Source organism: Pseudofrankia asymbiotica (assembly GCF_001983105.1).
GTDB lineage: Bacteria > Actinomycetota > Actinomycetes > Frankiales > Frankiaceae > Pseudofrankia > Pseudofrankia asymbiotica.
On the sequence record NZ_MOMC01000021.1, the window covers coordinates 54,974 to 68,617 of the forward strand.

Annotated in this window: 6 protein-coding genes; 2 read left to right on the forward strand and 4 right to left on the reverse strand. The window is 74.4% G+C overall.

Annotation, left to right across the window (positions count from 1 at the left end):
• Positions 1-581: 581 nt before the first annotated feature.
• Positions 582-1,997, forward strand: coding sequence for an aminopeptidase P family protein (locus BL253_RS11570; protein WP_076816297.1), 1,416 nt, complete (start codon positions 582-584; stop codon positions 1,995-1,997).
• A gap of 825 nt (positions 1,998-2,822) precedes the next feature.
• Here BL253_RS11570 and BL253_RS11575 read toward each other — a convergent pair.
• Positions 2,823-3,167 carry a histone-like nucleoid-structuring protein Lsr2 gene (locus BL253_RS11575; protein ID WP_007518406.1) on the reverse strand — a complete coding sequence of 115 codons (345 nt, stop codon included), beginning with the start codon at positions 3,165-3,167 and terminating at the stop codon, positions 2,823-2,825.
• Positions 3,168-4,134: 967 nt separating this feature from the next.
• Between BL253_RS11575 and BL253_RS11580 the strand changes: the two genes are divergently transcribed.
• Positions 4,135-4,629, forward strand: coding sequence for a hypothetical protein (locus tag BL253_RS11580; protein ID WP_076816299.1), 495 nt, complete (start codon positions 4,135-4,137; stop codon positions 4,627-4,629).
• A 357-nt stretch (positions 4,630-4,986) separates the two neighbouring features.
• Here the strand turns inward: BL253_RS11580 and BL253_RS11585 are convergent, their stop codons facing one another.
• The 3 genes from BL253_RS11585 to BL253_RS11595 all read right to left on the reverse strand — a co-directional run bounded on the left by BL253_RS11585 (position 4,987) and on the right by BL253_RS11595 (position 13,574).
• Positions 4,987-5,808: an ABC transporter ATP-binding protein gene (locus tag BL253_RS11585; RefSeq protein ID WP_076816300.1), complete on the reverse strand. Its 822-nt coding sequence runs from the start codon at positions 5,806-5,808 to the stop codon at positions 4,987-4,989.
• Positions 5,809-5,899: 91 nt separating this feature from the next.
• Positions 5,900-10,546 carry an ATP-binding SpoIIE family protein phosphatase gene (locus BL253_RS11590; RefSeq protein WP_241834718.1) on the reverse strand — a complete coding sequence of 1,549 codons (4,647 nt, stop codon included), beginning with the start codon at positions 10,544-10,546 and terminating at the stop codon, positions 5,900-5,902.
• Positions 10,547-10,844: 298 nt separating this feature from the next.
• Positions 10,845-13,574, reverse strand: coding sequence for a bifunctional acetate--CoA ligase family protein/GNAT family N-acetyltransferase (locus tag BL253_RS11595; RefSeq protein WP_076816265.1), 2,730 nt, complete (start codon positions 13,572-13,574; stop codon positions 10,845-10,847).
• Between the last annotated feature and the right edge of the window lie 70 nt (positions 13,575-13,644).

Below are 13,644 nucleotides of genomic sequence, written 5' to 3' on the forward strand. Positions count from 1 at the left end.
ATGGGACACATGGAGCCCACGGTGAGTCAAGATTTCGATCAACCGTTCCGGCCGCCCGGTCCGCGCCGTATTCGGGGCCGCCGATCCAGCCGCCCCGTCGGCGGGCCCGCACCCCTTTCCCTGCCTACCACGATTCGGGTCGGACCGGGTCACCCCGGGGCGTCGGCCAGCCGACTACCTCATGCCTCGCCGTCCTTACTCCACAAATGACGGTATCCGCGCACGGACCAGTCGGACGGCGGTGTCGGAAGGAGACCGCGGCGCGACGCTCCATGACCAGCCGGAAGTTCTCGACACGGGCGGGCGTCGCGCGGCCTACCGTTAACGGCATGAGTGCTCAGCCCGTCGAAAGCTCACCTTCGCCGCGTACGGCCGGCGCGCTCGCGGGCGGGGCCGCGGGATCGGCCGCCGCGCCGGACGAGGAGCCGACCATGACCGCCGAAACACCCGGGGACGCCGAAATGCCACCGCGCGAGACCGCCGCCGCCGCGGCCGCCGCGGAGGTTCGGGAGAGCGCCGGTGGGCGCGAGGAGAGACTGGCGAGCCACGACGAGCAACCACACGCGGCCTTCCGCCGGTTTATGGCGAGCGGATGGGCGCCGCCCGCCGACATCGCGCCTCCTCGTGACGACGTGGCGCCCTACGGCGCCAAACGGCGCGCCCTGCTCGGGACTCGATTCCCGAACGAAGCCCTCGTGATACCCACGGGTGGTCCGCGCGTCCGGGCAAACGACACCGACTACCCATTCCGGCCGGGCAGTGACTTCTTCTGGCTCACTGGCTGCCACGAACCGGACGCGGTGCTGCTCCTGCTGCCCAATGCCGCGGGCGAACACGACGCCGTGCTGTACCTGGCCGACCGGTCCGACCGGTCGTCGTCGGCCTTCTACACCGACCGTCGCTACGGAGAGCTGTGGGTCGGTCCACGGCCGGGAGTAAAGGAGACGTCCACCGCGCTCGAGATCGAATGCCGGCCGCTCACCGAGCTTCCGGGCGCGCTGTCACGGCTCGCGCCGGGGAATACGCGGGTCCTGCGCGGGGTGGACCCGGAAGTCGACGACGCGGTCCTGTGCTATCCGCGCGGCCGGGCGGCCAGGTCGTCCGAGGCGAACCGGGATGTCGAACTTGCCCAGGCACTGTCCGAACTTCGGCTGGTCAAGGACGACTTCGAGATCACCCGGCTGGAGGAGGCGGTCGCCGCGACCGCGCTCGGCTTCACGGAATGCGTGATGGAGCTGCCGGCGGCGGTCACGCTGCCGAACGGGGAGCGCTGGCTGGAGGGCACCTTCTGGCGGCGGGCGCGGGTCGACGGCAATGACGTCGGATATGGCTCGATCGTGGCGTGCGGGCACCACGCGACCACCCTGCACTGGGTGCGCGACGACGGTCCCGTGCGCCCGGGTGAGCTCGCGCTGCTGGACATGGGGGTGGAAAGCAGCTCGCTCTACACCGCGGATGTCACCCGTACGCTGCCGATCAACGGCGAGTTCACCGAGGTGCAACGGAAGGTGTATGAGGTCGTGCTGGCCGCGCAGCAGGCCGGTATAGAAGCGGTCCGGCCCGGCGCCGTCTTCCTGGACCCGCACCGCGCCGCCATGCGGGTCATTGCCACCGCGCTGCATGACTGGGGCCTGCTACCGGCCAGCGTCGACGAGTCGCTGTCGGAGGATCCAAAGGCACCGGGCGCCGGCGTCCACCGCCGCTACACGCTGYACTCCACCTCACACATGCTGGGGCTCGACGTTCACGACTGCGCACAGGCCAGGGACGAGACCTATCGTGACGCGCAGCTGGCCGCGGGCATGGTCCTCACCGTCGAACCGGGCCTCTACTTCCAGCCCGACGACCTGACGGTCCCGCCGGAACTGCGCGGCATCGGCGTGCGGATCGAGGACGACATCCTCGTGACCACCGACGGATTCCGCAACCTGTCCACGGACCTTCCGCGCGCGGTGCCCGACATCGAGGACTGGATGCGCCGGCACCGCCCCATCTGATCGTTCCGCCTGGCGGAAGGCCGGCCGTTCCGCCTGGCAACGGCCGGCCTTCCGCCTTGCCCGACGACGAATCGATCAGACCACGATTCATCGTGCCTGCGTGCGACCGACCGGCCGGTCTTCACTCTCCGGACATCCGCCGCGACCGCGCGAAGCCGACAAAGTCGGCCCAAACTCGCCGACGGCCGGCGCTCCATCTGGCCGGCATGGCCAACCGGGAGAGCCGACGTGACTCCTTCGGCAACATCGAACGTGTCACCGGCCGGCGTCGGTGGCTCATCAGGCCAAAGCGCGGCCACCACCAGAACGCCCAGAGAAGCCCAGAAACAGCAACGCCGGCTGGCCCCACCCGCGACCAGCCGGCCCGCCACCGTCACACCAAGTCCCGCAAGCCCAGGGAGCCCGGGGGCCGGCCCCCCACATTCCTCACGGCCCACCGGCGCCCAACCCCAAGCAACCCACACACCACGCGCAGAAGCCCGACGCGCCGACTCCCTGAATGGCCCACCGCCCCGACTCGTGACCTTCGGCCAACTCGAGTCGAGTTAGGCCGACGTCCGGATCACGACCGGGCATCGGCCACTTCGCAACGTCCCGGCGAAGCCTCACGAGCCACCCGCCCGATTCGCCGGCCAGCCCGGAAGACAACTCCCACAAACTGCCCTAGAGGTAGAGGCCCGCTCCGTCGAGCGGAGCTCGACATCGGGGCCCTGGCCACCCCGCGGACCAATATCACAGGCCCGCGGGAAGCTGACCGGAGGTCAGCGAACGGGCCTCCCCACCTCGACCACCCGAAGGGCGGCGAGCAAGGTAACCCCAAGCAGACTAGTGGGCCTTCTCGTACGCCTCGACGATGTTGGAGGCGATACGGCCGCGGTCACTCACGGTGTAGCCGTTGCTGCGCGCCCACTCACGAATGTCAGCGGTACGGTCCGTTCCGCCGCCACGGCGAGAAGGCGTCCTGGCCGCGACACGACGGCTGCCAGAGGCACGCCCACCGGAACGACGGGCCGCACCCACGAACGGGGCYAGCGACTCACGCAACTTGGTCGCGTTCTTCTCGGAGAGGTCGATCTCATACTGCGCGCCGTCCAGGCCGAACCGGACTGTCTCGTCGGCCTCTTCGCCACTGAGATCGTCAATCAACGAGACGATGGTCTTCTGAGCCATGCCACACTCCTTCAGTCAGTGGATCCCAGAACTCACGCGTCTAGTATTACCACGAGAACACCCGGATGCGTCACGACTGGTTGGATCGAGCCGGCGAGCCGGGCTGGTGGATCCTGTTCGTACGCGAGCCGATCGGCTCGCTTCCCAAGAGCCGCAATGTCTGTTGGCGGGACCGTCCTCGTCCGAATGCCGAGCTTCGCACGGCGGACGGACACGCCTCGCGCAAGAGCCTGACTCCGCCAACGAGGCCAGTGGGAAGCCGGACAGCCCAACCAGGTGCACGGAAAGGCATGATCGAGGCCCGCTGCCCGCCGCTTGCGCCGAGTCCACCGTTTCAGCCGCGCCCATGCTTCGAACCGGCGGGCCGACGGCACCACCTCGAATCGGTGGACGAGGCGGTTTGGCTGCTTCGGCCCTGGGTGTGATGTCCATCAAGCGGGACAGGACTCCCCGATGCCCAGCTTCCTCGTTCGGCCGCGATGGCGGTGACGATGCCGAAGCCGACGGAAGGCGGGCCGTCAGGAGGATGTGTCAGCGGAACCCAAAGAGTCTGCCGACGCGGGGACGATAGAGGACTGGTCATGTCAACGGAATCTCAGACCCGAAAGTTCGCGGCGATGGGGGCAGATGGGCCACAGGGGCGCATGGGTGCCACCGCCTGCGTGCTCCACACGGACCGCACAGGCTGGTCGGTCCGGTCCGATTGCCCGGCAAACGGTGGGCCGTGCCGGCGGGTTTTGGGCTCGCTACTGTCGGCGCTCCCGGCCCAGCGTCGACGCAATCGACCAGGCTTTGGCTGGGTGGTAGAGGGCAGGAACCTCATGGCACGAATGGGAAACTGGACCCATCGTCGACCTGAACCACACACCAGTGCGCCTTTCGCGCGCATCCGGTGGGCTACTAACAGCTACCAGATGGCCTACCGGATGAGTAGTCCGATTCCGCTCCCCCGAGTGGCCACCTGGTGATGGCGGCGCGCACCTGGGTGATCGACGCGGCGAACGTGGTGGGCGCTCGGCCCGACGGATGGTGGCGCGATCGGCCGGGCGCCGCGGCGCGGCTGTACGCGCGCGTTCTGCGGCTCCTCGCCGCCGCCGAATGGCCGGCGGACCTGGCCGGGCAGGGCGAGGCGCCCGCACGGGTCGTACTAATCCTGGAAGGCGCCGCGAGGGCGGGCGTCGAATCCGGCGCCGTCTCACCCAGGACACGTCCGGACGACGCGGGTCCGGACGGGAGGAGTTCACCGGACGGGGAGACGGATGGCCCATCCGCCGCCGAGGTGACACTGGCCGTGGTTCACGCGGATGGCGCGGGCGACGACGCGATCGTGGCCGAGGCCGGGGACGCCGAGCCACCGGTCCTGGCCTTCACCTCGGACCGCGCCCTACGGGAGCGGCTCGTCGAGGCTGGCGCCCACGTTCGCGGCGCCGGCGCCCTCTGGGCTCTCCTGGACGACACGTAGCGGACGTGCTGAGCGCCGTGGCATTTCCCCCCGCCTCCCTCCCCGCCCGCCGAGCCCGCGGTGTCRACAAGACGCGAGGACCCCTTGGGCGGGACACGACGACCCGGCATTCAACGAGCACGCGCGGCCAAAGCGGCCCATACGGCCGACTGGCGCCCTATCGGGGAAGGCGTGGCCAAGAATAGTCCGGGCGGCCGTCACCTCGCCGCAGAAGGCGGCTTAGCGGCTCGCGGCCGCACCACGGTCACCGACGGGACAGCCGACGGCATCGCTGACGGCACAACCGACGGGAAGCGGGGTCAGCCTACGGGCGTCGAGGACCGCCGACAGGCGACCAGCCGGCACCCAGCCCGGTCCTCACGCGGGGGCGGCGGCTCGCGGGCGAGGCGGGCGGGCGGCGAGCCGGGCGGCGTAGCGGCCCGCCGCGGCGGTGATCTCGAGCGGGATTCCGAAGCACTCCGAGAGCGGGCCGGCCGTCAGGGTCTCCTCGACCGGCCCGGCAGCCACGATCCGGCCATCGCGCAGCAGGAGGGCGTGGGTCACCCCCACCGGGATCTCCTCGACGTGGTGGCTCACCAGCACCATGGCCGGTGCGGTGGGGTCGGCGGCGAACCGGGTGAGCCGACGCAGCAGCGCCTCCCTGGCTCCGAGGTCGAGCCCCGAGGCCGGCTCGTCGAGCAGCACCAGCTCAGGGTCGGTCATCAGGGCACGGGCGATCGCGACCCGCTTGCGTTCCCCCTCGGAGAGGGTGCCGTACCGGCGGCCCAGCAGCGCTCCGCAGCCGAACTGGCGCAGCAGCTCGGCGGCCCTGGTCATGTCGATGTCGTCGTAGTGCTCGTGGCCGCGACCGAACACCGACCAGGCCGCCGTGAGCACCGCGTCCAGGACCCGTTCGTCCGCCGGTGGCGTCTCGGTGAGCGCGGGGCTGACCARGCCGACGCGGTAGCGCAGCTCACGCATGTCCACCGTGCCGAGCCGCGAGCCGAACAAGTCGACCGCGCCTCCGGTCGGGAACAGCCGGCCCGCCGCGACCAGCAGCAGCGTCGTCTTGCCCGCGCCGTTCGGGCCGAGCACCACCCACCGCTGACCAGCCGACACCGACCAGTTGACCTCGGACAGCAACGCCGCCCCGTCGCGCCGCACAGTGACAGCCTCGAGGCACACGATCGTGTCCGCCATGGCGCTCACGTTACCGGGCATCCGGCGCCGGACAGCCAGCAGTGGCGGTCCTCCTGGCCGGCCGGCACGAGCTGGCCGGCCGGCACGAGCGCTAGCCGGCGGACGCGAGCGCCGCCGGGCCGATCTCGGCCCAGACGACCTTGCCGTCCGCGGTCGGGCGGACCCCCCAGCGGTCGGCGAGCGTCGCGACCAGCTCCAGGCCGCGGCCGGCCTCCTGGTCGGCACCGGCGTGCCGGCGCCGGGGCAGCCGGCCACCGCCGTCCGCGACCTCGACCACGACCCGGTCGGTGAGCCTGCGGACCCGGGCGTCGATCGGCTGCCGGCCATGCGCGACCGCGTTGCCGACCAGCTCGGACAGGACAAGCACCGCCGTCTCCAGGGCCTCGGCCGGCAGCGACCAGTCGGCCAGCGCGGCGCGGGCCGTGGCGCGGGCCGGCGCGACGTCGGCGGCGCCGCCGTCGACCGCGATCTCCACCGTCGCGCCGGGCGGCGGCGCGGCGGGCAGGCGGGCCAGCAGCAGGGCGGCATCGAACGTGAGGGCCTCGCCCACGGGGCCGCCCGCTGGCGCGACGCCCGGCCGCTGGCCAGGCTCCGCGGGACCGCCGACCGGGCCGAGCACGGCCAACGCCTCATCCGCGAGCTCCGGGAGCGGCGCCCCCGGGCGGGCGAGAGCGCCGGCGAGCTGGGACACCCCGGCGTCGAGCTCACGGCCGCCGGCGGCGACCAGACCGTCGGTGAACAGCGCCAGCAGCCAGTCGGGGCCGAGCCGGACGACGTACTCCTTCACGTCGTCGCGCCGGGAGCCGAGCGGCGGCCCCACCTCCATGTAGAGCCGGGAGACGAGACCATCCGGCGCGACCACCAGCGGCGGCGGATGCCCGGCGCTGGCGAGCGTCACCCGGCCGCTGTCGGCCTCGACGACCGCGTAGATACAGGTGGCGAGCTGACCGGGGACGCCGTCCTCCGCGGCCCCTCCAGCCGCCACTGCCCCGCCAGCCGCGTCGGCCCCGCCAGCCGTGTCAGCCTCGGCGGAGGTGGCTGTGCCACCGGCTGGGACGGCACCGCCGGCCGGGTCGGCGTTGTGGACAGGGCCCGGTCCCCCGCCCGGCTGGTACTCGTCCGCGAGGTCGGCGAGCACGCCGTCGAGCAGGGTGATCACCTCGTGGGGCGGAAGGTCCAGGCGCGCGCAGGCCCGCACCGAGGCGCGCAGCGCCTCCATCGCCGCCGCGGCCACCTCGCCGCTCGCCGCGATGTTGCCGATCACCAGCCCGGCCCGGCCGGCGCCGAGATCGACCACGTCGTACCAGTCCCAGCTCGTGTTCCCCTCGCCCGCCTGGTAGCGCGCGGCGACCGCGATACCAGCCGGCGTGAGCGCGCGCCGCGGCGCGGACCGCCGGCTGGCCGCCAGCGCGCGCGGAGCCGCGGCCGCGGCGAGCTCCGCCCGGTCGACGGCCTCGGCGGCACGCCCGGCCAGCTCGCCGAGCAGGGCCAGGTCCCGCTCGGCCAGCGGTGGGCGGTCCCCCGTCGCGGCCAGCAGCACGACCCCCACCGGCTGGCCACGGCGCAGGATCGGCGCCGCGGCCACGGTGTGCGCCCCGGCCCCGCGCGCCCAGCGCACCTCGTCCGCCGACGAGGCCGACAGCGCCTGCCTGGGCTGTTCCTCGCCGGCGGCCCCGGGGGCAGACCTGCCCGTGTCACGCAGGGTGCTCAGCCGCGGCGCGCCGGAGGTGAACGCCTGGGCGACGGTGCTGGCCGCCGGCCAGCGGACCGGCCGTGGGCTCGGCGGGCCTTCGATGCCCGCCACGGCGGCGGCCGCCACCCGCAGCAACGCGGGCATGGCGGGGGCTTCCTCCGGATCGGCGGATCCGGCGGGCGGCGCCGAGCCAATGCCGTTCCTGCCGCCCTCGCCAGGCGCACCGGGCACACCGTCGGGCACGGTGGCCGGCTCGCCGATCCCGCGGCCGCCGGCGCCGGCGGCCGCGGGATCGGCGAGCAGGTACACCGCGCACAGGTCGGCGATCTCGCCGACGGCCGCCTCGGCGAGGGCGCGCAGAGCCCGGTCCGGGGTGACGGCCGTCGGCGCCGCCCGAGCGGCCGGGTCGGTGCCGGCGACCGCGTTCATCGCCGTGGTGACGGCGGCCAGCACCTCCAGCCTGCGGGCGGCCCGGTCGGCGTCGGCGCGCGCGGCGGCGGTGTGCTCCTGGGCGACGCGGCCGGCGGCGGCCTGCGCGAGCGCCCCTTCGAACAGCGCGGCCCGCTCGAAGGCGAGCGCGCACTGGTCGGCGAGCAGCTCCAGGTAGCCCCGCTCATCCAGGCTGAAGTCCCTGGCGGAGGGGAAGCCGAACATCAGCACGCCGGTAGGGGTGTCGCCGGTGGCCAGCGGCAGCAGCGCCCAGGCCCGGTCGTCGGAGGCGCCCACGGCCGCGACGAGGTCGGGGACGGGCCAGCGCGCGGTCAGCTCCTCACGACTGGACAGGAAGAGCGGCCGGCGGCCGCGCACCACCTCGGCGGCCGGGTGGACCGCGCCGAGGCTGATCCGCGACCAGCGCGCCGCGTACTCGGCCGAGTAGCCCTGCAGGGCGCGGAAGGTCAGCTGTTCGCGCCCGTCGTCGATGAGCGCGACGCCCCGGCCGGAGGCGCCGAGCGCCCGGCCGGCGTCCGTGATGACCGCGACCACGTCGTCGCTGGTCACGGCCCTGGCCAGGGCCGCGGTGATCCGCTGGATCTGCTCGACCCGGTCGGTCGTGACCCGGACCCGCCCGGAGGCCGACTCGCTGGCGGCCTGGGCCGCGCGCAGCTCGGTGATGTCGGTCAGGGCACCCACCCACTCGCCGCCGCCGGCGGCCGCGAGCGCCCGCGCCGTCATGACCCGCTCCGCGCCGTCGGCGCCCACCACCCGGAACTCGGCCTCGAAGCTCTCCCGGCGCTCCACCGCGCCCTGCCAGGCGCGGCGGACCGTGTCCCGGTCACCCGGGTGCACGGCGTCCAGCCAGCCGAGCCCGTCGGACTGGGCGCGGCGCTGGCCGGTCACCGCCCGCCAGCGCGGCATGTCGCCGTCGAAGGCGCCGTCCGGCCCGGCCCTCAGCACATCGGACGCGACCGCTTCGGCCAGCAGACGCAGGCGCTCACGCTCGCGCGTCGCCTCCTGCTCGGCGTCCCGGCGGCCACTCACGTCGATCGCGACGAACACCGCGCCCAGCGGCACGCCCCCGGGCCCCGCCACCGGGTACCAGCTGGCCTGCCATGTCTGGGTCGGCCCGGCCCCGCCGGTCGCGACGCTCATCTCCAGGTCGCCGACCGCCTCGCCGGAACGCAGCGCGCGGCCGAGCAGGGTGGCCAGCTCGTGGCCGATCTCTCCCAGCAGTTCGGGCGCGGTGCGGCCGATGTGGTCGGCGACCGGCCGGCCGTTCAGCCGGGCCAGCACGTCGTTGACGCGTACGTACCTGCCGGAGGCGTCATGGAACGCGAGCGCGATCGGCGCCTGGCTGAACAGCGTCTCGGCGACCGCCGCCGACGTCGGCAGCGCGCCGCCGACGGAAGCGCCCGCCGGTGGGCCGGCGGGTGGCCCCGTCTGCGCGCCTCCCTGGCCGGAGCCACCTGATGACAGACCGGACTGACCCGGCTGGCCCATGTGGCTGACTCCGCCGCCCGACATTCCAGCCGCCGCCACGGCGGCCGCCGAGGGCGGAGCGGGAGGCGGGGGCGACGCAGGAGGCGGCGGAGGCGGGAACGGCGCTGCCGCGGGGGGCGCCGGCGTGGCCTGGCCGGCGAACGGCGCGAGCTCACCAGGCGGGTAGCTGGGCGGGGGCGGCGGCGGGGGCGTGGTGGCGAGCCCGGGTGACGCCGGGCGAGGCGCCTCGGGCCCCGCCGAGCGCGCCGACGGCTCCGCCGGGGCCGGGGCGGCCGGGAGGGCCGAGGCGGGGTGCCGGGCGGCCGGGCCGTACGAGTCCTGCCCGAATGACTGCCGCGCGGCGGGCAGGTCGCCGTAGCCGCCGGGCGCGGCGGGCTGTCCCTGGCCGGCGGGCGCCGCGACGTCGAAGCCGGCGGCGTACCCGCCGTCCTGCCCCCGGTCGTGGCCGCGGGCTTCCTGAGGGTGCTCGTACCCGGGCTCCGGGCCGCGGGCGTAGTTGCCGGGTTCGTAGCCGCCGGCGGCGTTCCCTCCCGCCGCGGCGGCACCGTAGCCACCCTGGCCGGGGCCGCCGTAGCCGCCGGCGGCGTACCCGCCGGCGTCGTAGGAGCCCTGGTCGTACTGACTCTCGCCATACGCGCCGGGGCGGTAGGCCCCGTTCTGGTAGGGGTCGTAGGCGTTGGGGTCGTAGGCGGTAGGGGCGTAGGCGCCGTTGCTCTGCCCGCCGTTGCTGGCGGTGTCGCCACCATGGGCGCCGTTGCCGGGGGCGCCGTCGTACCCGGCCGGCGCGCCGCCGCCAGCGTCCGGGTAGGGGGAACCGGCCGGCCGGCTCGGCGGCTGCGGGAGCCCGGCGATGTGCCCCTGCTCCGGGCGGGCCGCGGCGGCGGGGGGCCAGACCGCCGACGTGCTCCAGTCCTGGCCGCCGTTCCAGTCCCGGTCGCTCCACTCCTGGCCACCGGACGGCGCCGCGGGCGGCCACGGCGCCGCGCCGGGTCGCGGGTCCGCGTCCTCAGGGGCGACGAATCCGTGTTCCGGCCAAGGCGAGGCGTACCCGCCGCCCTGGCCCGCTGGCTGGCGTCCGGACGGCTCGGCGGCAGAGGACGGCGTCATGGGTCCCGATTGTCGACGGTGGGAACATGTTGTGTGGAACCGGGCCGAACCCTATGGCCCCCGCGGGGCAGGGAACGAGTCCTCGGCGAGCGGCGAGGACGCCCAACTAGCCCGTCGGTCCACCCACGCCGCCGCCATCGGCGACCGGTTGGTCCCGATTCGCACCATCTGGTATCCGCCGTGACATCCAGGCGTCACAGTCCGCACGGCAAGCCGTCGTCGATGCGGGCAGTCCGGTGAAGTGTGAGCCTGCTGACGATGCCGCCGGAAAGCGTCGTGAACGATGCCGACGGACGCCTCAGTGGTCGGCGTCGACGCTCGGCATGGGCGCCGTCCAGTACCRCCGCGGGCCGGCGTCGGCGCGGCGCGGCGGCGGCCCGGTGACCACCTCCGCGGACAGGACCGTCACACCCTTCGCCGACACGATCACCGGATCCAGGACGAGCCGGGCGACGTCGGGCAGGTCGTCGGCGAGCCGGGCGACCCGCAGGACGGTCTCCCGCAGCGCCGCGACGTCCACCGGCCGTGAGCCCCGGTATCCCGACAGCAGCGGAGATCCTCGCACCGACCCGAGCAGCCGGTCGGCGTCGACATCGGTCAGCGGCAGGATGTGGTGCGCCCGGTCGCCGAGCAGGTCCATGGCCGGTCCCGCCAGCCCGAACGACACCAGCGGCCCGTAACGGGGATGCTCCTCGGAGCCGAGCACCACGGCCACGCCGGCGGGCGCCATCCGCTGCACCACCAGTGGTACGTTCGGCCCGAGCTGGGCGCGTAGGGAGGCCCAGGCCGCCCGCATCGCCATCTCGTCCGGCAGCGCGAGGCGCTGGCCGCCGAGCTCCGGGCGGTGCCGGTAGGGCCGTGACCTGGCCTTGAGCACCGCTGGCCAGCCCAGCCGGTGCGCGGCGCTGACCGCGGCGTCCTCGTTCTCCGCCCGGATCACCGGCTCCACGGACACCCCGTAGCAGCCGAGCAGGGCGGCGCTCTGCGCGTCGTCGAGCCGGCCCAGCCGGCCGGCGACCAGCGCCCTCGCCGCGTCGACGCGCGCGCTGAGCACCGGAACGGCTCCGAGCGGGCGCGATCGCCATTCCGCGTAGGCCACGACGCGGCGCAGCGCCGCGACGGCCCCCTCCGGCGAGGGGTAGGCCGGCACCGGGCCGAGCTCGGGGATCCGCGTGCCGCCGAGCACGCTGGCCAGCACCGGAATGTCCAGGCGCGCGGCCGCGGCCGCGACCGCCGCGGCCAGCGGGGCGATGGGCAGCGGCGGCAGCGGGGCGACGGTGACCATCAACGCGTCCGACCGCTCGGCGGCCGACAGCATCGCCTCGGCGTGCAGCTCAGGGGAGCTGCCGAGCTTCAGCAGGACGGAATCGACCGACAGGCCCACGGCCTCGGCGGCCTCGACCGTGAGGCGGACCAGCGCGCGTGAGTCACCGACCACGGTCACCCGGTCGCCCAGCGGCAGCGGCTGGCTGGCGAGCAGCTGCGCGACGTCGAAGCCCGCCGAGACCCGGTCGACGGCGATCACGCCGGCCTGCCGCAGCAGCGCCGCGTCCAGCTCGGAACGCCCCGCGCGCACGACCACGACGGGGAGGGAACGCCCGGCTCGGCGGGCGAGCCGCGCGAACTTGCGCGGATTGCCGAAGGTCTCCAGATGCAGCAGCGCGACGGCGGTCGCCGGATCGTCCTCCCAGTACTGCAGCATGTCGTTGCCGCTGACGTCGACGCGGTCCCCGGCGGAGACGAACACCGACAACCCCAGGCCGCGGGTCTCCGCGGCGCCCAGCATGGCGGCTCCCAGCGGCCCGGACTGCGAGTAACAGCCAATCTGTCCAGGTGGCGGCATCTGGGTCGTGAGCGACGCGTTCAGGCCCACCGCCGGGCTCTGCACTCCCAGGCTCGCGGGGCCCACCACCCGCATGCCCGCGGCACGGGCGGCGGCCGCGAGCGTCGCCTCGGCCGGCTCGTCCCGCAGGTCCGTGATCACCACCAGGCCGCGCACACCGTGGCGCCCGCAGGCCGCGACGGCCTCGCTCACCTCCGCCGGCGGCACGCACAGCACCGCGAGGTCCACCGGGCCGTCGACGTCCTCGATACCGGCGAACGCCCGCACCGACGAGACGGCGCCCGACGCGGCCGCCGCCGCCGGGTTCACCGGGTAGACAGGGCCGTCGAACCCCGCGTGCAGCAGGTTGCGCAGCACCGCGTTACCGGTCGCGCCGCGGCGGCGGGAGGCGCCGATCACCGCGACCGCGCGAGGGCGCAGCAGCCGTCCGATGGAGGCCGACTCGGCCCGGTGCTCCCGCGCGCGCATCACATCCACCGATCTCTCGGTGGGGGCGATATCGAACGAGAGCCGCACCGCGCCGGAGTCCCAGGTTCTGGACACCTTGTAGCCGGCGTCGAGGAAGACCCGGGTCATCGTCTGGTTCTCGGCCAGCACCTCCGCGTCGAACCGGCGGATGCCGCGCTCCCAGGCCGCGGCGGCGAGATGCTCCAGCAGCACGGAGCCGAGTCCTCGGCCCTGCTGAGCGTCCTCGACGAGGAAGGCCACCTCGGCGGCGGGAGCCGGGCGGACGATCGCCGTGTCCCGGCGCGTCTCGACGGTCGCCGTGGGCGGCGCGGCCGCCGTGGGCGGCGCGGCCGCCGTGGGCGGCGCGGCCGGCTCAGTTGCCGCGGGTGGCATGGCCACGGCGGACGGTGTCGACGGCGCGGCGGCGGCCTCGTCCGCGGGCACGCCCTCCCAGTGCGCGAGGGCGACAAGATCGGTGCCGATGAGCGCGACGAGGGCACCGCGCACCGACTGGTCGACGATCGTGAACCGATCCACGTCCGCCTGGGTCAGCCCCCGGCGCACCCCGAAGAACCGCAGGTAGATCGAACGTTCCGACAGCCGCTCCCAGAAGGCCAGGAGCCGTGGCCCGTCGGACGGCAGGATCGGCCGGATGTGCGCGGTCCCACCGTCGGCGAGGATCACGTCCGCCTCCCAGCCCGCCGGGTATCCCGGTGGGAGGGCCGCCTGTTCCGTCACCGTCGCCGCTGGGGGGCCAACGGGCTCGCGAGGATGCCCTTCCCTCGCACGCCCGGAGGGCATTGTTCCG